Annotated in this window: 10 protein-coding genes; 1 reads left to right on the top strand and 9 read right to left on the bottom strand. The window is 45.4% G+C overall.

What is annotated here, in order from left to right:
• Positions 1 to 13 precede the first annotated feature (13 nt).
• From KXQ82_RS08425 to KXQ82_RS08465, 9 genes are all read right to left on the bottom strand, one after another.
• Complete coding sequence (locus KXQ82_RS08425) at positions 14 to 3,301, bottom strand: SusC/RagA family TonB-linked outer membrane protein (RefSeq protein WP_219487742.1); 3,288 nt, start codon at positions 3,299 to 3,301, stop codon at positions 14 to 16.
• Between the two features lie 326 nt (positions 3,302 to 3,627).
• A complete protein-coding gene (locus KXQ82_RS08430; RefSeq protein WP_219487743.1) occupies positions 3,628 to 4,710 on the bottom strand; it encodes a LacI family DNA-binding transcriptional regulator in 1,083 nt (360 codons plus the stop codon).
• Between the two features lie 128 nt (positions 4,711 to 4,838).
• A complete protein-coding gene (gene fucP, locus KXQ82_RS08435; protein ID WP_219487744.1) occupies positions 4,839 to 6,071 on the bottom strand; it encodes an L-fucose:H+ symporter permease in 1,233 nt (410 codons plus the stop codon).
• Positions 6,072 to 6,105: 34 nt separating this feature from the next.
• Positions 6,106 to 6,993: an ROK family protein gene (locus tag KXQ82_RS08440; protein WP_219487745.1), complete on the bottom strand. Its 888-nt coding sequence runs from the start codon at positions 6,991 to 6,993 to the stop codon at positions 6,106 to 6,108.
• Positions 6,994 to 7,088: 95 nt separating this feature from the next.
• A complete protein-coding gene (locus KXQ82_RS08445; protein ID WP_255563537.1) occupies positions 7,089 to 9,014 on the bottom strand; it encodes a glycoside hydrolase family 97 protein in 1,926 nt (641 codons plus the stop codon).
• The gene (locus KXQ82_RS08450) at positions 9,011 to 10,240 is read right to left on the bottom strand and encodes a glycoside hydrolase family 88 protein (RefSeq protein ID WP_219487746.1); all 1,230 of its coding nucleotides are present in this window, start codon (positions 10,238 to 10,240) and stop codon (positions 9,011 to 9,013) included. The genes KXQ82_RS08445 and KXQ82_RS08450 overlap by 4 nt, the downstream gene beginning before the upstream one ends.
• Positions 10,241 to 10,472: 232 nt before the next feature.
• Entirely contained in the window at positions 10,473 to 12,086 is a 1,614-nt protein-coding gene (locus KXQ82_RS08455) for an alpha/beta hydrolase family protein (protein ID WP_219487747.1), read from the bottom strand.
• Between the two features lies 1 nt (position 12,087).
• Complete coding sequence (locus KXQ82_RS08460) at positions 12,088 to 13,737, bottom strand: hypothetical protein (protein WP_219487748.1); 1,650 nt, start codon at positions 13,735 to 13,737, stop codon at positions 12,088 to 12,090.
• Positions 13,738 to 13,978: 241 nt separating this feature from the next.
• On the bottom strand, positions 13,979 to 15,253 hold the full coding sequence (locus KXQ82_RS08465; RefSeq protein WP_219487749.1) for an alginate lyase family protein: 1,275 nt from the start codon (positions 15,251 to 15,253) through the stop codon (positions 13,979 to 13,981).
• Between the two features lie 474 nt (positions 15,254 to 15,727).
• On the opposite strand from KXQ82_RS08465, the gene KXQ82_RS08470 reads away from it, so the two are divergent.
• Positions 15,728 to 24,664 carry a cellulose binding domain-containing protein gene (locus KXQ82_RS08470; RefSeq protein ID WP_219487750.1) on the top strand — a complete coding sequence of 2,979 codons (8,937 nt, stop codon included), beginning with the start codon at positions 15,728 to 15,730 and terminating at the stop codon, positions 24,662 to 24,664.
• Positions 24,665 to 24,678 lie beyond the last annotated feature (14 nt).

Here is a 24,678-nt window from a genome sequence, read left to right on the forward strand (position 1 = left end):
ATCTTTTTAAATGTTATAAAGTAATATTTGCCCCAAAAACAAACACGCGCGCCCTTGGATACGGCGAGTAGTCGAAACCCGGCGTAGTTGGCGAACTCTTTGTCGAAACTTCCGGATCCTGGCCCGAATAATTGGTCCATGTATACAGGTTTTGCCCTGATGCAAATATTCTCAGGTTTGATATTTTGATCTTGTTTAAGATCACCTTAGGGAAATTATAACCCACCTGGATGGTTTTTAACCGCAGGTATGAGCCATCTTCAACCAACCGTGACGATATGGTACGCACGTTAGTGGCATTGGCAAGCGGGCGCTGGTATTGCGCACCATCGTTTGCCGGTGTCCAGTAGTCGGCATATTCGGCAAAAAAGTTTTGGTTCATGTTACGGGTATCGCCGGTTGTACCGCCATCAAACAGCGCTTTATTGCCGTTTAATATCTGGTTCCCGTATGACCATTGCATAAACACGTTCAGATCGAAACCTTTATAGGTAAAGTTGTTAGAAAATCCGCCATAGTGAATGGGCATAGGATTGCCAATGGTGGCATAGTCCTGGTCGTTGGTAACGCCATCGTTATTCAGGTCTTTTACTTTTAAATCGCCGGGCTGTACGGTAGCAGGGTTACCGCCGTAGTAAGGAATACCGGGCTTTAAGCGATAAGTTATTGAGGTTCCGTTTGTAATTTTATCAAAATCGGCAAGGCGGTACAGACCATCGGCTACATAACCATAAATTAATGCTACCGGTTGGCCTACCTTGGCAATATATGATGGCTGATTCTGATAATCGGAGCCAAATGTTTGGCTGGCACTGGCATCTAAACGGGTAATCCCCCCCTGCGACAACGATAACACTTTATTACGGTTAAACGAAATGTTGAAGTTTGATGTCCACATAAAGTTTTTAGTGCGGATATTGGTACTGCTTAATGATACCTCGATACCCTCATTTTGTATATCGCCAACATTCGTTATTTCGGATGAGTAACCTATACTGTTAGGTAAATTGGCCTGTAATAACAGGTTGCCGGTACGGCGGCGATAGTAGTCGAGCTCTACATTAAACCTGTCTTTTAAAATACCGGTTTCAAAGCCTACATCCAGTTGCGCACCGGTTTCCCATTTCAAATCGGGGTTAAAAATAGCTGTAGGTATAGCACCCGAAACAATGGTATTACCATACGAGTAACGAATTGACGCACTATTAGCATTACTTACCGCTATTGGCGATGTATAAGCAAAATCGCCCACACGGTTATTGCCTGTTAAACCGTAGCTAACACGCAGCTTTGTGTTGTTTAAAGCGGTCAACTTTTGCATAAAAGGCTCTTCTGATATTTTCCAGGCCAGGGCCGCTGTTGGAAAATAACCCCATTTGTTGCCAGTATAAAACTTAGAAGACCCATCGGCACGCATAGATGCTGTTAACAGATATTTAGATTTATAATCATAATTTATCCTGCCTAAAAAAGCGACTTGTGTATTGGTTGATGTATTTACACCAATACCATTCAGCACACCTTCGTCAATACCGCTTACCCCTAAGGCTTCATTAGGCACTTTGATAGCATTTAAGGAGTTTGAACGCGATGAAGTAGTTTGATCGGTAAAACCAACAAGGGCGTTGATATGATGAATTTTACGGATAGTGGTATTATATGTAATTGTATTTTCATTCAAAAAGCTGGGATTATTGGAGTTACTTATTCCGCCGCTTAAGCCATTTTGATTACCCTGACTGGTTAAAGGGCTACCCGCACGCGTTTGTGAGTTATTAAAAAACTCGTTGTAATTGGTTGTTATATTTATACCCGCCGTACTACGCAACACAAATTTTTTGAGAAAGGTAAACTCGGCATAGGTATTGGTGTTCAGGTTGGTATTGATGGTATTATTAAGTGTATTGATGGCCAGAATGTACGGGTTCATCCTGTCTAACACGCCCGATGCACCGGTACTGCCCTCGGCATCATACAGTGTATTTTCCAAAACGCTCAGATCGCCGCCATTTACCGGGCGGAAGCCCCATATACCAAACATTAAATTGAACTGGGGATTGTTTTGTGTACCGGGGGCGCCACTAATACCCTGACTTTGCGTACTTGGAATATTACCGTATGACTTTGTATACCCGTAATTAGCGGTTATCCCGATCTTAAAATTCTTCACTACTTCCTGATCGAGCGATATGCGCCCCTGATAGCGATTAAAGCCACTGGCCACCATTAAACCTTTCTGATCAACATAACTGCCTGATAAATAATAGTTGGTTTTGCCCGATTTACCTGCCACGCTGATGCTATGGTTCATAAAAGGCGCATCCTGGAACACTTTGTCCTGCCAGTTGATGTAAGGCGCCGTGCGGTAGAAATCAAGACTGCGACCATTACCCAAATAAAGTGCGTTGGCATTTTGCGGATTTATATCAAGCTGTAGCCTTACAAAATCATAAGGGCTCATTACCGCCGTTTGTTTGGCAATGCTTTGCACACCGTAAAAGGCGTTATAATTAATTTTAGGAGTTCCTTCGTTTCCTCTTTTGGTGGTAATAACAACTACGCCATTAGAGCCCCTGGCGCCGTATATAGCGGTTGACGAGGCATCTTTTAATACGGTAACGCTTTCAACATCCTGCGCGTTTAAAAAGCTAAATGGATTACCCTCCTGCGGGAAACCATCAACAACGTATAATGGAGCTGAGCTGTTGGTTATAGAGCCCGTACCACGCACCGTAATATCCGGCGCTGAGCCCGGCTGCCCATCGGGCGATGTTACCTGTACACCAGCTATACGGCCTGCTAAGGCCTGATCTATTGAAGTAACAGGAGCTTTATTTATCTCATTCATCCTCACCACAGCAACAGAGCCTGTTGCATCGGGCTTTCTAACAGTGCCATAGCCAATTACTACAACTTCATTAAGCTGTGACTGACTTGACAGTAAGGTTACATCTATCAGCCGCTGTGCGCCAACGGTAACCTCTTTAGGTATGTAACCTATAAAGCTAAAAACCAATACCGATTGCGGGCCCGGTGCCAGTATGGTGTATTTTCCATTCACATCGGTAGTTACCGCAATTACGGTACCTTTTACTTTTACTGTTACACCTGTGAGGGTTTCATTATTATCAGATACTGTGCCGGTAATTTTTACCTGCTGTGCCGAAACGAACGAACAACACAGCGTTAAAAAAATGCCAAAGCAAACACTTAAGAGTTTAAGGCCACCTTGCCGGCGAAAAACACCTACATCAACAGGCGTAAGTTTTTCCACCGGGATTTTTGTAGAATTTTCATTCATAATCAATGCAATTTAGGTTGAATAAAACAAAAGGTTAATAATGTATTTAGTGCAGTTTGGAGCCGCGCTGAATAATTGGTTATGTCAAATATAGGCATACTAAATCGGTTTACCAAAATAAAAAAGCAAATATGGCGCCCCATTAATCTTTTTTATAAAAAGTTTACTAAAACGGTTTAGTAAATATCGAAATAGTAATAAAGCTTTAAAAAAAATGAAACTTTTATACGTAAAAATGCACGTTTGATATACCGAAAACTTACTAAATGTTTAGTAAGCCGGTTCAAAGCATTTCAAGTATAAAAGAATGTAGTGGAATAAAGGATCTACTTGCGGATGGGCTTTTGGATGATGCCCCCTACCCGCTCTTCGGGTACAAACTCAACACGTTTTTTGGGCAATGATGAGTTACGCACCATTAATGTACTTGGTAAAACAAAACTGCGCACCTCGGTTTGCTCTGCATGATCAGACAGGCGCTCGAGCATCAAATTGATCACATGCTCGGCCATCTCTTTAATGGGCTGCGATATGGCAGTAATAGAGGGGGTAAACAGCCTGAACAGGTTATAATCGTCAAAAACAATAACGCCAAGCTCCTGCGGGATGTTAAGGTCAAGGTTCCGTATGGCTTCCAGACCGTTATCGGCAATGTAATTGGTTGCAAAAAATACGGCATCAATATCGCGGTGCCCGGCAATAAAATCCTGTATCTCTTGTATGCTGTGTTCCTTATCGTCATGATAAGCCACTTTTTTTATGATCGGTAGCTGGCCTGTTGCTTTTATAGCATCGTTATACCCTTTCTGGCGCTCCATCATCTGCACCTGATCCGAGTTGAGGGTTATCATGGCTATGCGCCGGTAGCCGTTATCAATAAAATGCTGTACGGCTGTAAAAGCACCCTGGTAGTTATCGGCAACTACGTTATCTCCTTTAAAACCTGGCAGGGTACGGTCAAACACTACTACAGGGTAGCCATCGCCAACCAATTCCTTTAGTTCCTTTTCTATTCCGGGCGGCGGGGCTATAATATAGCCGTCAACCTGCCTGGTACGGAATACCTGCAACAGATCGCGTGTTTTTTGCGGGTCGTTTTCGGTGCTGCTATAAAATATTTTATAACCCTTGCTGTAGGCAATCTCTTCAACAATACGGGCTATCGATGCAAAAAACGGGTCTGAAATATCTTCGATCAGCATTCCGATGATCTTGGTTTTGCCGGTACGCAAACTTTGCGCAAACTGGTTTGGCCGGTAGCCCACCTTTTCAATATGCTTCAGTATCTTTTTTTCGAGGGCTATGCTAATATGGTTCTCGCGAGCCTTGCCGTTCAACACAAATGAAACTGTTGTTTTAGAAATACCCAGTTCGCTTGCTATATCGCCAATAGTTATCTTTTTTTTCATCCCCGGTAACCAATCTTAGTTAATCATAAAACTATTAAAATTATCCTATAGCCCTCTAATATATAATTTATTTATATATCACAGCAATACGTTGTCAAAACTTATACCATGTTTAACGCTCATTGGCATTAATGCTTTACCTTATAAAATTTATATCCGAAAAGGAAGATCACTACATAACAAACAATAGGTAAATAATAAGCCTGTGCCACACTCTGTTCAGCAACCTTACCCATAATAAATGGAAATATTGCCCCTCCAACTACGCCCATCGCGATAAATGATGATGCCTGTTGTGTGTGGCTACCCAAATTTTTAAGTCCTAAACTAAAAATGGTGGGGAACATGATACTAAAGAAAAAGTTGATCATGAGCAAGGCGATGTATGATGGCCAGCCCCATTGCTGCGCTACAATAACACACATCAGTATATTACAAATGGCAAAGGTAGCCAGCAACTTATTAGGTGCCATAACGGTCATAAGCGATGTGCCTACAATACGGCCCAACAGCATCATACCCATAAAAAGGCTCATAAAATAAGCCGCTTTGGCATCGCTGAAATGCATAATACTGGCGCCATAATTAATAAAATAGGCCCAGGTGCCTGCCTGTGCGGCAACATTAAAAAACTGTGCCACACAAGCCCATACAAAATGGCTGTGCTGGTACAATTTTTTTGAAGGTTCAACATCTACGTTAACCGCCTCAATATCATCAGTTGGTGCGGCGGCATGCGGATCAATTAATGTCGGTATTTTTAAAAACATAAATGCAACGGCTATTAATAACACTACAATACCGATTGCCACATATAACGTCTTTACCGAAGTTAGGTCGGTAGATTTTACGACATCGCCGCTTAAAAGAAAAAAGCCACCAATAAATGGGCCTATTATGGTACCAACCGCATTAAACGTTTGCGAAAAATTTACACGCAGGTCGCTGCTGCGCTGATCACCTAAGGCTGCCGCAAAGGGGTGGGCAACGGTTTCGAGCGTTGCCATACCGCAACCGACGATGAACAGGGCTATCCTGAAAAATGTGAATGAAGCCGCGTTAGCTGCCGGAACGAATAAAAACAGGCCTATTGCAAATAAACAAAGGCCCAAAATTACGCCGGGTTTGTAACCGTATTTCTTCATAAATATCCCTGCCGGAATACTCATAATAAAATAAGCGCCAAATACAGAGAACTGGATAAGCCCGGATTGCGAAATGGATAGGTTTAATACAGTTTGAAAATGCTTATTCAGCACATCGCTCATTGAATGGAGTAAGCCCCACATTAAAAACAACGACGTGACAAAAATAAACGTAACAATAAATCTCTTCTCGGTAAAAGCGGCTTTTTGCGACATGGTACAAGGTTAAATTGGTTTTAATTGGTTTATATTAATTGCCGGGCAATGCTACAGTATCAAATGCAGCGGCGGCGCCCATAATTGACGAGTCTTCTCCAAGCTCAGCAATTTTTATATCTATATAATCAAAATACGCCGCCAGCTCAAATTTAAGCGCCGGCAAAAACAGCCTTGATGCTTTGGCTATATTTCCGCCTATAACAAGCAACTCGGGCTTCTCTTCGTTAATAAAATCTTTTAAGAACAATACCATGTTACCGGTAAATTCTTTAAAAACCTGCTGCACATCGGCATTCGTATCGGCCATTGCGGCAAGCTCCTTAACATTTTGCACAGTTAAGCCTGTTAACTGGCGGTAGCGTTTTAAAAACCAGCGCGTGGTCATATAATCATCGGCAATGGTATCCCCAAACTTAAAGCTGCCGCGGTTGGCATCAACGGTTATCCCATCTTTACTGCATGCCGAACCCAGGCCCGTGCCCAGCGTAATACCTATTATCTTTTTAAAACCCAGCCCTGCTCCCGCAAAAACTTCGCCGTGCAAAAAAGACTCTGCATCATTTCTGAAAAGGATATTTTCCAGTTCTATATTTAACTCTGTTGCCAGATATTGCTTAATGTTTAAGCCGTAAATAGCCTCATACTTATCAAGCCCTCGTATCCATGATATCCCGTTTTTATAATCGAACGGACCAGGCATCGCCATGGCTATCATATCAACCGGAGCGTCAAATTTAACCAGCGTTCGCTCTAACGCATCGGCCCAGGTACCTAAAATATCGGCCCAGGTACCGCCCGAATCCACACTTAACCGTGTACGGGTGTTTTCTACTATACACTTATTGGTCAGGTCTACTATAGCTGCCGTAATATGCGATCCGCCGATATCCGCGCTAATGATATATTTATTATTATTCATGTTGTCCTTTCATATTGCTTTCGGCTATATTGGGACTATCCAAAGCTAAACCGATTTATTAAAATAAAAAAATGTTTCCCTATACAGGTAGTATATTACTTACTTAAACGATTAAGCCAAATAGCCTGTCCGCCTGATTTAATTAAATTTATGTTGATGATTGTTGCCGCGTTCACCTTCACCCGCTCCACCTTAACGTGAGTAGCCGTCTGCACCGCGGCATCGTCCGAGTAAATGCTGGCCATATAGTTTTCGCCTTTGGGCAAAAAGTTAAAGTTGAGTTTCAGGCTGCGGGCATCGTTGTTTGTAATGGTGCCTATAAACCAATCGGTGCCGCTGCGGCGCGCGGTAGTAATGTATTGGCCCGGTATGCCTTGTATAACTTTGGTCTCGTCCCATGTTGCAGGTATCTTATCCCAAAACTCCAGTTCGGGCTCGTTATGGGCAAAGGCGGGCCTGTCATACCAATACAGTGTTTGCAGGCCACTGTAATAAATAGCCGCCAGCGCCAGTTGGTGTGCATGCGTGGTTTTTATGCGCTTATCAAAATAGCAAATGGTATAATCAGCAGTTCCGGCTATGCAACGGGTAAAAGGCAATATGGTGTTATGCGTAGCATCGGCCATTTCTTCGTTGCCGCGAATACCCTCTGCCGATAACAAATTAGGCCAGGTGCGCTGCTCGCCGGTGGGGCGCCAGTCGTCGTGTATATCCAGCATAATTTGGTTGGCCGCGGCCTGCTGTATCGTTTTCTCCAGCCAGGTTGTCCACCTATGCGATCCAACCTGCACAAAACCTATCTTAACCCCTTTTATGCCCCATTTATGGTAAATAGCAAACAAACTATCGCTTTGCATTAAAGCGGCCTGCTGGTTAACGTATAGCCATACGCCTACGCCGCGCTCTTTACCGTATTGGATAATGCCCGGCATGTCCAGGTCGGCAATGGCTACCTTACTCGCATCAGATGTAAACTCGAATGCCGGGCCATACCATTTCCAATCAAACAGCACATATTGCAAATTATGCTGTACGGCAAAATCAATGTTCGCTTTGGCATCGGCTGTAGTTTGCGCCATTACGCGCATTTGTTTGCCCGGTTTTATCCAGGTGGTATTTTTTATGGCGTTGGCCTGGTTCAGGTTTAAGATCAGCGCATCGTTTTGTACCAGGTCGCCGGGCTTTTCGGCCACCATCACCACGCGCCACGGCGTCCCGAAAGGCGATATCAGGTCGGCCGGGGTAAACATGGAGGTAACAATGGTATTAGGCTGCGCGGTACTCAGTTTAAACTTGGTGCGGGCATAATCAACCATTTGAGCTTCGGCCAGGCAGGCGTATAAGCCATTGGGTAGCTCGAGCGTCAAAGGGCGTTCGCTTTCCCATTTCCAGTTATTTAAAGGTAGTTTTTGATACGGTGCCTGCGCCCAATATGCTACCCATGCTTTGGTATCAGCGGGTAAACTGAACGTAGTATTCTCGGCCATAATGCGGTAATAGGTACCCTTTTCGTTCAGTGGGAAAAAATACCGGAAAGCCACCCCTTCGTTATAGGCGCGTATCTCTACATTCATTTTGTAGATGGGGTTATCATCTTTAACCAGCTCCACGGTAACGGCGTTATAATGATCGGGGATATCACTCTGTTCGCCGTACACGGGTTTCCAGCTGGTATCTTTTTGCGAAGTTTTAATACCGGTAACCTTCAGGTTTTCGCACCAATCCCCGTGCCCGTCCACCTGAAGCGCCATCGCGCTTTCGGATAAGTGATTATCCAGTTGCAGGTCCATCACCGACTCGTTAATTACCGCTTTGCCTTTATAGCTCACCGTGTAGTACATGGTACGTTTACTGCCCGCTGCTTCTTTCTGGTAAAATGTAATGCTGATGTTTTTATCGGGCGATAATTGTGTTACCATGCTCCCGGGCACTATGTTTTGTGCGTATCCGGCAAACACGTACCCGGTCAGCATTAACAAACAAAAAAACAACTTTTTCATCGTAGTGTAATGGGTATTCATTTTACGGGATGGGTTAAACGTGCATACAAACTTTGCCCTTGTTGTAATCTTTTAAGCCGCAGCAGCGCCTCCAGGTAATAATAGTCGGCGTATATAATGGATGCATCAATTTCCGTTCCATTAGGCTTATGGCCTGTGGAGTGGAGTAAAAAAGCATCGTTCACATCGCGGCTCTGGTATTTGGCCAACGATAACATTGCCAGCATTTGTTCGGCCTTGTGGCGATAGGTTTTGGCTTTAACCTTATCATGCACAAAGGTTGAAAGCTCTAACAAGGCCGATGCGGTAACACAAGCCGCCGAAGCATCTTTGGGTGCATTGGGGATATCGGGTGCATCAAAATCCCAATATGGTATCCCATCGGCCGGAAGGCGCTTTAAATACACATCGGCAACCTTTTGCGCAAAGTTTAAAAACGCGGCCCTTTTTGTTTCACGATAGCACATGGTAAAACCATATATGGCCCATGATTGCCCCCGGGCCCACATCGAGTTATCAGCATAACCCTGGTGCGTTACACCTTTAATTTTCTTCCCGGTAAGGGTATCGTAAACTACTACATGGTAAGCTGAGTAATCGGCCCTGAAATGGTTATGCATTGTTGTTTCGGCATGTTTTACAGCCATATCGTACAGCTTTTTACCTCCCCCGTTTTTTGATGCCCAAAACAGCATTTCCAGGTTTATCATATTATCGATAATGGTGTTATGCGGCCAGCCCTTAATTTTTACCATGGACGGCCAGGATAATATGGTGCCAACCCTGGGGTTAAATAAAGTAGCCAACGAATCTGCGGCACGCAAAATAACGGGCTTATAAGCCGCATTACCGGTTAACCGGTAGCCATTGCCAAAACTGTTATGCACCTGGAAACCCAGGTCGTGGTCAAAGCCCGGTGTGTATGATAATGGAGTTAGCTCCTTCGTGAATTTTTCGGCTTCAGTTTTAAATTGCGCCTTGCCTGTACCCTCATACAAATACCACAAAACGCCCGGCCAAAAGCCACTGCACCAATCGCGGTATTTTATAAAGCGCCAGTTGGTTTTACCGTTATCAATATTGCGCGGCAGGTTTGCCGAGTCGGCAGGTATAACTTTCAACGTTTTAACGGCCTGCCCCGCACAATAGTTTATTGCCCCGGCGGCATTAAATTGCTGTTGGCCATAAGCACGCGGGCATACACTGCTTAAAGCCAGCAATAAGGTAACGGGTATCAGTCTTCGCATGGTAAAAAATATGGTATTTTGTTTGGTACAGGTTTGATATGAATATAGCATAAATATCAAAAATATCAATCCTAAATCGGTTTAGCAAGTATTAAAAAAGTTTTCAAATTATAGTAAACTATAAAGCTGTTTATTAAAAAAATCACTTAAAACAATTAAAAAATCCCTCAGCTTTACAACAAAACCGATTAAGTACCTACCTAACCCTGTTTAGTAAAATAACAACCGGTTATTATTTGAGCAGGTAAAATGATCGCTCAACCGGCTCTGCCGACCGGTACAAAGGCTGTATGCTTCTGCCCCACTGGTAACAGACAACAGTAACCTTTACGGGATACTCACTTTTTATGGGTACCGGCGTAAAATAAAGCACACCATTTGCTATGTAGGCCGGTCCGGCCACCACATAATAACTAACGGGTAAGCCTGAGTCGGCCCTGCCCTTTAACCGAAAATGGGTTGTATTCCGCTTAACATCAGGTAGTTTATCAAAAGTTATGGCCTGTGGCCTTCCGTTGGTTAACCTTGCCGGTATACGTATCATGCCCGGTTGTGTGGCATGCCGGTATTGCTTATCAGCGGCTGCATCCTCTTGCAACCACAACTCGCCGCCCATGCCCGCGCGGTCAAACTGCAGTTTAAATAAGTTTGGGCCGGTTTGTATAGCAGGCCCTGTTATTACCCTGAATTTGATGGGCGCAACGGTATGCCCCAATTTGGTTCCGGCGCCAATAAGTTCGGGGGGCAGTTCGGTTAAAAAATCGCCTTTTAAGCTAAATGATAGCCCATCCGTATCCGGCTGAAACTTTAACGCGGCATAACCTAATTTGGCTACGCCCTGTGCCTTGCCATCCTGCACAAAGGTTGGCATTTGTTTTTTCCGATCAATGCGGTCGCCTTCAAATGCGGTGGCGGCCTGCGCGGTTTCTTTATCAAAAAACCAATAGCTGTTTGCCGCATGGCCTTTAAACAAAGCAAAAGGCGCAGGTGCAAATTCGTCTTTTTCCATCCCTTTTGTATCGGTAAGCCATCCGCTTTGTTGGGTTAGGGGCCTTAGCTTACCCCTGCCATCATCCGGCAAACGGTATTTACAAGCCTTGGTAATAAACAGGGTAATAAACCTGGCCAGGTTCTCGTTCCAGTCAAAATGGCCACCGCCGGGGTCTGTTACCACAGCAATCAAATTATCGCCGCTTTTGGCACGCAGCCTTAATGCTGTTTGGCGTACTACGGGCCAGTAAAAATCGCGGTCGCCGGGTTTGGTTGCCGGGTCGGGTACGCGGTATTGGGGCCACTCGGTAGTTTGGGCAACCACGTAACAAAGCGGGATATTTTTAAACAGCAAGGTATCGGGCAGGGGTACCGTTTTTACAGGTATGCAGGCTATGGTACGGTTGGGAAAGGCATTGGCAAAGGTCCAGGCAAAATGGCCGTTTGCCGAATGGCCCATTGGTATAACAGGAGCGGTTTTTAACTCAACATAGCCAGATTGCGCTGCAAGGTCGTCCAGCATTTGTTGAAACACCTGCTCCATGCCGGGCTTCATATCTGTGGTAAGGGTTTGATCGCCGCGCTGTGCCGCCCCTATCCAAATAATACCTAAACCAATATCTGCTGCCGTTTGGCGGATAAGCGGCTCTTCAAGCCAATTGCGTTCCAACAAATTGGCGAGCGAAACAATAACACCTTTAATATGCCCGCACTTTGGCGGTATCCACAAATAAGCTGTGCGGGTACCAACCTTAACCGCGTATTGGTATACATGGCATTGAGGCTTATCATACTGTGCTTTGGCGCTCAGCATCAGCAAATTAATCAATAAACAGAGCAGTAGTTTGCGTGCCATATTATTTACTGATCCAAAAAATACGTTCCACCTGTTCTGCCGTTTGCAGTTTGGGCTCGTTACTGTTACCATACTGCCAGGCTACCACGGTTACCTTTACGGGATAATGACTGCGCGGCGGTATGGCGCTGAGGTTAATATGGTCGCCCTCAATTTCTGCCGGACCATCCTGTATGTAGAAACCTACCGGTACACCTGCATCCGATGTAGCGTTGAGTCTTATTCCTTTTGCCCCGGCTTTCTGATCTGCTACAGCAGCAAAAGTAATATGCTGCTCCCTACCCTGCGTATTACGCGGCGGTATCAGCATTTGCGCCTGTTGTACCGCGGGTTTATAAACGTCATCGCCTGCATTGGTAGCCGCAAACCATAACTCATAACTATGCGGGCTTTGCCAATAACCTATTTGCGGGTGTACCCGGAAAGTAGAATCGTTTAATTTAATAACCGGCCCGATTATCCGTTCAATGTTGATTGCCCCTTTAGCATGACCAAGCTTTGCCCCTACCTGTACGCCTGCCCACACAGCTAACCTTGGGCTGCCGCCCGGTACAGTATCATAAAAAGCGTTGTGCAGCTTAAAAGTAATGCCATCGGCTTCCGGTTCAAACTTTAAATTTACCTGCTGGTGCGTATTACGTTGCGCCACCATTTTTCCATCCTGTAGGTAACCTATCAATTGCGCTTTTTTATTACGATGCTCCGATTCATAAAATGTGGTCGCGTCGGCTATCTCTTTATCAAAATACCAAAACGCTTGTGTCTTGTCGCCTTTATATTCATTAAGGGGTGCAGCAAGGGCTGTTGGCGCCTGATTATAACGCCATTTATCAGCCAGCCAACCTGTTCTTGAAGGATCTATGGGGATCAGCTGGGGCGCTTTATTATCCGGCGTATTTTTAGGCAACCTGTATTGCATTACCTTTTTAATGTACAGCGCTATGTAGCTTATCTTTTGGGCTGTGGCTGCAAAATGCCCCTGAGCGGGCATAGCCAGCATACTCATGGGGATCAGGGGGTGCTGTTGGCGCTCTTTTAAGCCCTCGGCCGACCATGTGTTTGCCGCTTCGTATTCGCCCATGGTTTCAAGGCAGGGTATGCTATCAATATTGCGGTCGCCCCAAATATCAGGCGCAAAAGCGGCATTCCTAAAATACGGCCACTGCCCGCTAACTGAAATGGCGGCCAGGCTACGCTGGGGGTTCCAGGCTGCCATATAATACGGTGCGCTGGCCGCTGCCGAGTGCCCCATACCTATAAACGGCGCATACTTCAGTTCGCTATATCCTGAAACATCTGCAAGGCTGTTCATGATATCGTTAAAAGTATTTCCTGCTCCCTGGTCAAAATGGAATAAAATATCATAGCCCGGGCTTACCCACACTTCGGCAATATCAAGTTTGCCCATCTCGTCTCTAAACTTTGCATCTTCTAATATCGATTGCTCTTCCATGTTATTTTGAGCAAATATTACCGCCTTTACTTTTTTACAGTTCGGTGGTATCCATAAATAAGCGCGCGCCTGGCCATTATTATCTTTCGCGTTTTTAACCAATACCGACCATTGCCAAACCGCAGCATTGGCCATTAATGTTGTAAGCAGTAAAGCAGCGGTAAAAAAAACCGCAAGGTTTAGCCTGGTGTTTTGCATTATTCAATTCAAAATAGACGGTATTTAATAAATGGGATTTATTAAGATGCACTCAATTGGTTTTTCAAACTTCGTATCAAAACTAAATAAACTTAATCGGTTTAGCAAGCTTAAAAAGCAATTTATAGATAACTAAATAATTTAAAGAGCATGGCCTTTAAAAACAAATAGTGAACCGGAATGCAAACCGGTTCACTATTTGTTTGTTAAATGTCTTTCTCTACCTCAATTAATATATTTATTAACGTGTGAAAGTTAAGGTACCGAAACCCAATTGATCATAGCTACCGCTGTTGGTACCGTAATCACCACCACCACCTTCGGGGCGAACAGCCGTTGCAAATTGGGTAGTATAGGTAGCCGTTTTTCCTTTCACCTTAACATAGTAGTTGTAAACCAGTTCCCAACCCGGGCGGATGGTGCCGCGGCTCGCACTCGAAATAACAGTTTGATTGGAGTTTTCGCAATTGTTATACGTGGTGTATGGAACCGTGTTGGTTGTATTGATATTATAAGCCGCTATATATTCGCTTACGCCTAAAAGTGGCGGGTTAACATGGCTCCAGGGGTTGTAGTCGAAAAAGTTTTGCCCCTGGTTATACAACATCTGGCAAAAAGTACCAAAAAGCGGTACCTCCATGGTAGCGTGCCCCTGGTCTCTCCCGGATTCCTGGCCCTGATCCATGCCGTTTGAATAGGTTGCCGAAGTTACCCTTCCTATATAAGCAGTACCAACACCACTATGCTGATAGTAATCTATAGCGTAATTAACCTTACTGATATCATCGCAAAGGATGCCGATGGCCAATACGGTACACAGGTTTGACATGTCCCAGTTTAACCAATAATGCGTTCCGCAGGTATTGTTGTGCCGGGCCAGGAAATCGCTCGATACCGGGTAATAAACATTGAGCAAAAAGTTTTTAAAGGCCGTAAAGCTTGATGCCGACCAGCCGCTATAGCTACGCATTATTTCGGCGGCGTTTGCCCATTGGTAACCTTGCAGGCCTGCTGCCAGGTCTTTGTTACTATCGCCGTCAATATATTTACATTTTACAGCCCATGCATTCATAATAGCAACCGCGTTTGCACCGCAGGCGGCATCGCCCTTTATCTTCCAGCGCAGCGCGTTTTGATAGGCTGCCGCGGCATCCTGGCATGCTAATATATAATTTTCGGCCCTGCCACTGGCAGCCGCCCCCCGAACAATAGTATCTACCGGCCGTGCTACATAAGTGGCCGAAGAGTGCCCGTTAGCAACCAGTTTGTTCCAACCATCAAGCCAGGGTTGTGTCCCTGCATTTACATTGGTCGTCATACGGGTAAAATCTGCCGCCGAATGCAGCATTCCGGGGTGAACAATAGTGGTAACGCTGCCTAAAGCAAATGACGATGTCAGGTTTTTTTCAGCCAGGCCAGCTTTGGATGTAGTTTGATTTTGAACGGTTGATGGTTTACTGCATGCGCAAAATAAGCCCATCATACACATGGTTAGTTGAAGTGTTTTTCTTTTCATTTTTGGTTTATTTATTATTGGTAGGTAGAGAAAGCATTGTAATGGCCACCCCGGGATTATCCGGGTCTGCGCTAACCACGTTAATCAGGGGAAGTATTGTATTTCTTGTTGTTTGATTTAAGATGGTCTAAATCATATCCGCACAAGCCCGGATAGCATAAGCAGGTATCAGGTTTCCATATTGACAGTCGCCCCCGGCATTTTATACTCATACCGCCTCCATTTTCTTTCCCTTGAAAAACCCGGACCGGATATCGTGATCAAAAAAATAAAATTCACAAAACCGAGTATAATCTATAGGGACACCTGTCTGTATAACAATCAAATAACCTAAAAGCGCCGTAACGCAAATCCATGATATGGATGTTCATAAAAGCGGCGCTTAACCAAAATGTTTACCTAACTATAAAAGCTATGAAGGTTTTTTTTACTCTTCTTTTTAAACTCAAATGCAGGCTTTCTCTTTGCATTTTATTGCTTTTTTTTATCGCTTTGGCTCCGGCAACGGTGAGCGCGCAAACCGGCGTACCTTTTACCGGCTATGACCTGGCCTTGCTAAAGGCCAACGTTAACACCGAACCCTGGCGTACGGGATACAACGCCCTCGCGGCCGATTCACACTCACAGCTCAGCTACAGTATGCATGGGCCTTTTGCTACAGTAACACGTGCGCCCAACCTAAACAATCCGGCCTGGCTGGATGATATGATCGCTATCCACAACTTAGCGTTTATGTATGTTTTTACAGGTGATTCAACTTATGCCCGAAAGGCTACCAATATGCTGGATGCCTGGGCCGTTACCAATACCACCTGGGGTGGCGGCGAAAACATGCTTGATATTGGCGACCGTGTGGAATATTTTGTACCCGCAGCAGATATTTTAAGAAGCACCTTTCCGGGATGGACAGCAGCTAATAGTGCACATGTAAACAATTATTTCCGCAATGTTTTATTCCCAACTTCATGGGTACCGTCCCCAACAAGGGATGCAAATAAGGGAGCACTTCAAACTGCGATAGCTATTGGTATTGCGGCCTATTTAAAGGACCCCGTTTTATGGCAGCAAGCTATTGATGTGTACCGCATGGATGCGGGCGGTGGTTTACGAAATAGCTTACCTAATGGCGAAGTGGGCGACTCGGGCCGTGATGACCACTGGTTTGAGCAGATACAGGCGCTTGGATGGAGTGCCGAAGTGGCCTGGAAACAAGGCGTTGACATGTTTGCAGAGTTTAACAACCGCTTACTTAACATTGGCGAGCTATACAGCCAATACAGCCAATCGCCTGCGGGTACTTTAACATTTATACCGTTTGGCGGCTATGCCAGTTATTGGACCGGTTGGGGAATAGGCCCCGGATATGTTCACAGGCATCCTTTTAATAATATCATAAAGGGAGCGTATGCGCTGCGTAAAGGCATCCCTACACCTTATACCGAACAAATACGCGCTAAGGCAGGCGAAGATGGGTTTTCGTTTTTGTATTTAAAATCAGCCGATACCTCGCATGCCACACCTTTAACACCGGTTATTTATCCTGCTGATAGTGTTCGGCCGGTAAGCAATCTTACTACAATTGATATTGGCAACCCGGGCATAGCCGGCAATACATCTTATAATAATGGAACCTGGACGGTGAACTCCGCGGGCACATCTACCAGTACTGCTTTTAGTTTCAACTTTAAAAAAATCAGTGGCGATGCAGGCCTTGTAGTAAAGGTTAACAGTATGTCGCTCAATAGTGGTGGCTGCGGCGTTATGTTACGCACATCGTTGGCTCCCGGTGCCACTTTTTATGATATCTTCCTTAAAGCTACGGGCGGCGTGGGCAACCATTATCAGCCCAAGGCGCCCTGGTGGTTAAAAATTGAGCGTGTAGGCACCCGCATATTTACGTACCATTCGCAAGATGGTGTTAACTGGACGGGGCTTGGTTGCTGGTATTCGGCAACAGGTTTCCCAACCGATCTGTATGCAGGCTTTTATGCCTTATCTGCTAATGCTTCGGCACAGACTACGGCCGTATTCAGCAATGTGGCCTATAGTCAAACCACACCTGCGGGCGCTCCCGATATCAGCAGTGCTACCACAGCTACAGCTACCATTGGTGCACCTTTCAGTTATAACATCATTACAGGTGCCGGCGCATCTTCCTATACTGCCGTCGGCTTACCCACGGGGCTTAGCCTTGATGTAACTACAGGTATCATATCGGGCACACCTACCACCTTAGGGCAAAGCGAAATCACCATATCGGCTACCAATGCAAATGGTACCGGCACGGCATCCCTGATACTGAACGTCATTAATAACCAAATACCCGCGGCACCTGCTTCGGCCGCAGCATCAGTTGTTAACACCACGCAAATTAACCTTACCTGGGCAGCTTCGGCTAATGCTACCGGTTATGCTGTAAAACGTTCGTTAACTGCCGGCGGGCCTTATACAACCATCCAGGCAGGAGTTACCGGCACCAGTTTTACGGATGCATCGCCCGTGCCCGAGGTAAGCAACTATTATGTAATTACCGCCCTTACGGGGAACCTGGAAAGCGGCACTTCAAACGAGGTTTCTGCATCGGTTCCGCCGGCAACGCCGGGCCAGCCGGTAGTTGTAACTAAAAGCAACGAGTTGGATGTAAGCTGGAATGCAGCTTTGGGCGCAGCAACTTATAATGTAAAACGGAGCACCGTAAGCGGCGGGCCGTATGCCACTATAGCCAACGTATCCGCTACAAGCTATAATGATATGAATGTAAGCAACGGAACTCCGTATTATTACGTAATTTCTTCCCTCGGCCAAACTAAGGAAGGTGCAAACTCTACTGAAGCATTTGGTGTACCCGGTTCTACATCATCTACCTGGAATCCGCTTGCTACAACCGGTTCCTTTAGCCAGGCTTCAAACTGGGTGGAAAACGCAACGCCTGTAAACCCTGCCATTATTACTTTTTCATCATCGGCTGATACTGTTTTAACTAATGATATTGCCGCGCTAACAGCTTCCAGGATACAGTTTAATACTGATGCCGACAGTTATACCATAGCCGGTAATGCCATACATTTAAGGAATGACCTGGTTAATAATGCCACTACAGGCCATACCCTAAGTATGCCTGTTGTACTGGATACTTTGTTAAGTGTAAACACGGTTACCAGCAGCACAGTATCATTAACGGGCAATATAAGCGGCAGTGGCAGTTTACTTAAAACAGGCATAGGCTATCTTTATATATCCGGAGCCAATACGTATTCGGGTAATACAACACTAAACGGCAACCCGCAAAGCTGGCCCGCAATATACGGTACAATAATATCCGGTACCGGTACAGGCGCACCATCAGCACCAACATCCGGCCCGTTAGGAACAGGTAAGATCATTATGAACGGCGGGGCACTGCTTGCCGGGGGTGGCGCTGCAACCCTGTATAATGATATAGTAGTTAACGCAGGGAAAACAAGTTATATTTATGAGCCCTCGGATGCTATTAGTTTATATGGTAAGATGACGGGCAGCGGAACCATCATTCAGGATGGAAATGCTTCCAGTGCCCCCTTGCATCTTTATGGAGATAACAGTGGTTTTACCGGTACTTTTGTAGATAAATTACGAAGCGGCAACAACCGGGTGCGTTTTGAAGCCGCACAGGCAGGCAGCGCCGCCGCTTACTGGAACCTGGATGCTAACGGAAATGACTGTGTAGGCCTCACGTTTACCACAGGCACCTTAAATTTTGGAGCGTTAAGCGGCAGAGGGGCAATTAGATATGATGGCGCGGGTGGCGGCAGCCCCATAATCAGTGTGGGTGCATTAAACCTCAATACAAATTTTAGTGGTACCATAACAGGCACCATTAATGTGGAAAAAGTAGGAACAGGCATACAATATTTTACCGGCAATCATAATTACTCGGGCACAACAACCATAAAAGGTGGTAAATTTATGTTTTCCAACAACCCAACAAGCGGCACCTTTATCAGTGCGATAACGGTACAGTCCGGATCTTTAGGCGGTGGTGGTTTAAGCAGCGCCCCTATAACCATAGGTACCGGATCCGGCACGGGTGCTTTATTGGAGCCGGGCGATCCGAATATAGGTACGCTAACCACAACCAATACATTGACGCTTAAACAAGATGCGACTTATAAAGCCGAGATCAGCACAAGCGCGGCCACCAGCGATAAAATTGTTGCAGGTTCGGTTAATTTGATAAACAACCCTAAACTGCTAATAGCACCGGTTGATTCGCTAACTTTAGCTACCGGTACTTCTTTCACTATTATTGATAACACGGGTACTTTGCCCATTACAGGCACATTTAAAAACCTGCCCGAATTATCGTTACTAAAAGTAGGTAATTATAATTTCCGTATCACCTACAAAGGCGGCACAGGTAATGATGTGGTACTGTTAGATGACCGTACCACGCCGGTAACCATTACCAGCGCGTTAACTGATACTGTTTTGATAGGAAGGGCCATGACTTATAGCATTACAGCTATCCAATCGCCAAATCATTTTTCGGCAAGCGGGCTTCCTGCCGGTTTAAGTATTGATACACTTGCCGGTGTTATTTCGGGCACACCAACCCAATTCGGCACCTTCCCTGTTACCTTAATTGCTTCAAACGGAAATACCACTGGTACCGCAACGCTTATTTTAACAGTTCAAAGCACCATTGTTAGCGGTGTGCTGGTTGCGGGAGGTGATGCCAAAGACATTATAGAATGGACCCCTATAGCAAACCTCACTTATAATGTTAAACGTGCAACTACTTCCGGAGGACCTTATACTACCCTTGCAAACAACTTAAGTACAACATCATACACCGATGCAACGGTTACTAACGGAAGCACTTATTATTATGTGATCACTTCTATCAATAATACAGTTGAAAGCGCAAACAGTACTGAGATAATTGCCAAACCCAATATTGGCCAAAAAGATTATTACAAATTTGATGAGCTAAGCGGAACAAAAGCCATTGACGCATGGGGAGCAAACCATGCTGCCCTTGCAGCTGCCGCCACCAGAGCTACGGGTATCTCCGGCCAGGCATTGTCATTGAATGGAACAGCCAATGCTTATGCCACGCTTCCAAATGGCGCGCTAAGCACCGTAAATGATTTCACCATTTCGGCATGGGTAAAGCTTGATGCCCTTGCCACCTGGGGGCGTATTTTTGACTTTGGCACCGGAACCACAAATTATATGTTCCTGGCACCTAAAGGCAGCACCGGGTTCCCGCGTTTTGCCATCACCAGCGGCGGTGTAGCCGAGCAGGGAATAAATGGAACCGCTCCGGTAACAACCGGTGCATGGACAAATTTTGCGGTAACTCAAGCCGGTGCATTAGCTATTATGTATGTAAACGGCGTAGAGGTTGGCCGCAACGCCAGCATGACCCTTAAGCCTTCGAGTTTAGGAACTACTACCCAGACATGGATAGGTAAATCGCAATTTACTGCCGACCCTATGTTAACCGGCACGGTTGATGACTTTAAGGTATACAGCCGCGCATTAAGCGCTACCGAGATAGCAGCAGCGGTTACTGCCGTGCTTCCGGCGGGCCCAACAGGCCTGACTGCAACCGGTACTAACCAGGTTTCATTAAGCTGGACCGCTCTAAGTGGCGCAACGGGTTATAATGTAAAACGCGCAACAACCAGTGGCGGCCCTTATACAACAATAGCATCTAACATTACAGCAACAAGTTATGTTGATGCGGCTTCAACCGCAGGTGGACCGTATTATTATATCGTTACCGCAATTGTGGGATCATTGGAGAGCCTACCCTCTGCCCAGGTAGCCATTACATTGGTACCTGTTGCCCCGGCATCTGTTATTGCCACAAGTTGGAACGGACGTATAGACCTGAGTTGGAATGCTTCAAGCGGGGCAACCGGTTATACCATTAGCAATGTAACAAATGGTGTTTATACCCCGGTGGGTACTACTACTGCCTTAACATACAGCGTTACCGGCTTAACAAACGGAACACCTTATGTTTACGCAATATCTGCTAACAACGCCGTTGGTACAGGTCCTTCCAGCGCTTCGGCTACAGCTACACCAATAGGCCAGCCCATAGTAAATACTGTTTGGGCCCATGCCGATATTGGCACAGTAGTGCAAACCGGTAACGCGGGTTACGCCGGCGGAATGACACTATATGGTGCAGGTGCCGACGTTTGGGGCAATGCAGACGCGTTTCATTTTAGTTACCAGACCTTAAACGGCGATGGCGCCATTGTTGCCCATGTTGCTTCACTGCAAAACTATGGCACAACAACAGCCATTTCGGGAAATGCAAAAGCCGGTATTATGATGCGTGCAACGCTCCTGGCCAACTCAATCCATACCATGGTTGATGTTACCCCAACAGTAGGTGTCGAATTTATTCGCCGCACGGCAACAGCCGGTTCAAGCGCGTCAAGTTCAACAACAGGTATTGCAGCACCTTATTGGGAAAAACTGGTACGCTCCGGTAACACATTTACAGCTTACCGGTCTACCGATGGTAACACCTGGACTTTGGTTGGTACTGCTCAAACCATTACCATGCCCGCATCTATTTATGTTGGCTTAGCAGCCTGCAGCCATAACACCGCTGTTTTGTCGCAGGCAAGGTTTGATACCATAAGTATTTCTTCGGCCATACCAAAAATCACCAGTAGTAAAACAGCCGGCGGGGTTTATGGTTCGGCTTTTATTGATACCATCAAAGCAACCAATTCACCTTATCATTTCAGCGCAAGCGGTTTACCCGCGGGTTTAAGTATGAATACAGGGAACGGTATAATTTCCGGGTCACCTGCGGCTGCGGGTACGTTTGCAGTAATTGTTAGTGCAACCAACGCAACCGGTAATAGCGGAGGCCTGGATACCCTAAAGCTTGTGATAAGCAAACTCAACCAATCTATCACTTTTAATACCCTACCGGCAAAGTTGGTTAACAATGCTGATTTTACCCCCGGTGCAACAGCAAGTTCGGGCCTGGGAATAACCTATACCAGTGCTGATACTTCTAAAGCAACCATTGTTAACGGGAACATCCACATTAAAGGAGCGGGTATAGTTACCATTACCGCATCGCAGGCCGGTAACGCTGCCTATCTTGCAGCAGCTTCAGTAAGCCAAAGCCTTACTATTAATAAGGTTGATCAAACCATCGCTTTCAATCCGTTACCAAACAAATTAGTTACCGATACCGATTTTGATGCCGGTGCGACAGCAAGTTCAGGCTTAAGCGTTAATTACACCAGCGCTGATACTAACGTAGCGACCATCGTTAATGGCAAAATTCACATCACGGGCGCAGGTACAACCAATATTACAGCTAACCAAACAGGTAGCAGCATATATTTACCAGCTGCACCGGTTACGCAGTTGTTAACGGTAAGCAAGCGCTATCAAACTATAACGTTCTCTTCCCTGTCACCAAAAACAATGGCCGATAGCGATTTTAGCATAGGCGCAACTACTAATTCAGGCCTGGTGATAAGCTATACCAGTTCCGACCAATCGGTTGCGACTATTGCAAATGGCATCATCCACATTACCGGAGCAGGTACAACTACCATTACTGCATCGCAAGCCGGAAATGGAACATACAACCCTGCAATCAGCGTAAGCCAAAGCTTAACGGTTAACAAACTGGATCAAAGCATTACTTTCAATACCTTGTCGGCTAAAACCGTAGTTGATAGCGCTTTTAGCACAGGGGCAACCACCAATTCAGGCCTGCAAATTGATTACACCAGCTCTGATCCAACAGTTGTAACCATCACAAATGGCATCATCCACATTACCGGAGCAGGTACAACTACCATTACAGCATCGCAAGCCGGAAATGGAACATACAACCCTGCAACCAGTGTAAGCCAAAGCCTGACGATCAATAAGCTTAATCAAACCATCACATTTAGTGCTCTACCTGCTAAAAAATTGGGCGATGCCGATGTTAGCCTTAATGCGACAGCAAGTTCAGGTTTACCGGTAACTTACTCAAGCTCAAATACCAGTGTAGCCACCATTGTAAATGGTAAGCTTCATATTGTAGGTGCGGGTATTAGCAACATAACCGTACAACAGGCGGGTAACCAAACGTATGTTGCAGCAACAGCAACACAGGCATTTACTGTGGCGTCATTTAACATCCAGGTACAATCATTAGACGGCGACAACGGGCAATTAACCAATAATGTAGCCAGGCCATATTTAAAGATCGTTAACCAGGATTCTGTAGGCGTAAATTATAGTGAACTTACTATGCGCTACTGGTTCACTGCAGAAAACTATGCGGGCATTAACACATGGATAGATTATGCACAGATGGGAAATAACAATGTTGCTATGCGATACGTTCAATCTCCGGACCCAAAAACAGGTGCATTGGGCTATATCGAATATAGTTTTGCATCAGGTGCTAAACTGAATGCCAACAGCAATACCGGTGTTATCCAATCGCGGTTTGCAAATCAAGACTGGTCTAACCTATCCGAAGCGGATGATTATTCGCACCAAAATAACACAGCCAACTATGCAGTTAACAACCATATTACCCTTTACAGGAATGGTCAATTGATATTTGGCACCGAACCGGCTACTGTACCTGTTGCTCCGCATTTTAATGTGTTTTATCAAAACCAAAACCAGGTAGCTAATGGTAACTCCATCAGCACCTACCTTAACATAAATAATACAGGTAACGTAGCAGTAGCCTACAGCGACTTAACCGTAAGGTATTGGTTTACCAGGGAAGGCTCCTCCCCTTTAAATCTTTCGGTAGATTATGCTAAACTGGGAAGTAGTAAGATCAGCGGAAAATTTGTTACGGTAAGCCCTGCAGGCAATGGCGCCGATACTTACCTCGAAATGGCAGTTAATTCTTCTGCAGGCGCGCTTTATCCACTAAGCGCTACAGGTAATATGCAATACCGGATCAATAAATCCGACTGGAGTGCTTTTAACGAAGCAAATGATTACTCTTACCTGGTTAAAGGTGCAATGGCCGAAAACAACCATATCACCGTTTACTACCAGGGCCAACTGATTTACGGAACTGAACCATCAGCGGCAAGCGTTACTACTGTTAAAACAGGTACACAAACCAATAATGATGTGATAGCCCCCGCAACGGCAACTGCTCCTGCCGCCGGCGATCATGTTCTTATTTATCCAAATCCGGTGAGCAACGGGCAATTCAAAGTTAAGCTTACGCCTGATCTGTTGAACAAAGATATCAACTTAGCCATTACCGATTCTTTCGGCAGGGTGCTGCAGCGCAATTTGTTCCACAGCAGTGATGGGGTTTTGCAGGTATCTTTAAATCAAGGCTTTGCACCGGGCGTTTATTTTGTACAGCTAAATAAACAAACAGCTATAAGGCTGCTCATTATTCAATAATACTATGGGCTTCA

Origin of the sequence: Mucilaginibacter rivuli (assembly GCF_019391655.1) — a bacterium.
Lineage (GTDB): Bacteria > Bacteroidota > Bacteroidia > Sphingobacteriales > Sphingobacteriaceae > Mucilaginibacter > Mucilaginibacter rivuli.

Bases quoted from the DNA above. Each gene is read 5' to 3' on its own strand.
- KXQ82_RS08460 (WP_219487748.1), bottom strand. From the start codon at position 13,737: ATGCAAAACACCAGGCTAAACCTTGCGGTTTTTTTTACCGCTGCTTTA.
- fucP (WP_219487744.1), bottom strand. From the start codon at position 6,071: ATGTCGCAAAAAGCCGCTTTTACCGAGAAGAGATTTATTGTTACGTTT.
- KXQ82_RS08450 (WP_219487746.1), bottom strand. From the start codon at position 10,240: ATGCGAAGACTGATACCCGTTACCTTATTGCTGGCTTTAAGCAGTGTA.
- KXQ82_RS08440 (WP_219487745.1), bottom strand. From the start codon at position 6,993: ATGAATAATAATAAATATATCATTAGCGCGGATATCGGCGGATCGCAT.
- KXQ82_RS08425 (WP_219487742.1), bottom strand. From the start codon at position 3,301: ATGAATGAAAATTCTACAAAAATCCCGGTGGAAAAACTTACGCCTGTT.
- KXQ82_RS08445 (WP_255563537.1), bottom strand. From the start codon at position 9,014: ATGAATACCCATTACACTACGATGAAAAAGTTGTTTTTTTGTTTGTTA.
- KXQ82_RS08430 (WP_219487743.1), bottom strand. From the start codon at position 4,710: ATGAAAAAAAAGATAACTATTGGCGATATAGCAAGCGAACTGGGTATT.
- KXQ82_RS08465 (WP_219487749.1), bottom strand. From the start codon at position 15,253: ATGAAAAGAAAAACACTTCAACTAACCATGTGTATGATGGGCTTATTT.
- KXQ82_RS08455 (WP_219487747.1), bottom strand. From the start codon at position 12,086: ATGGCACGCAAACTACTGCTCTGTTTATTGATTAATTTGCTGATGCTG.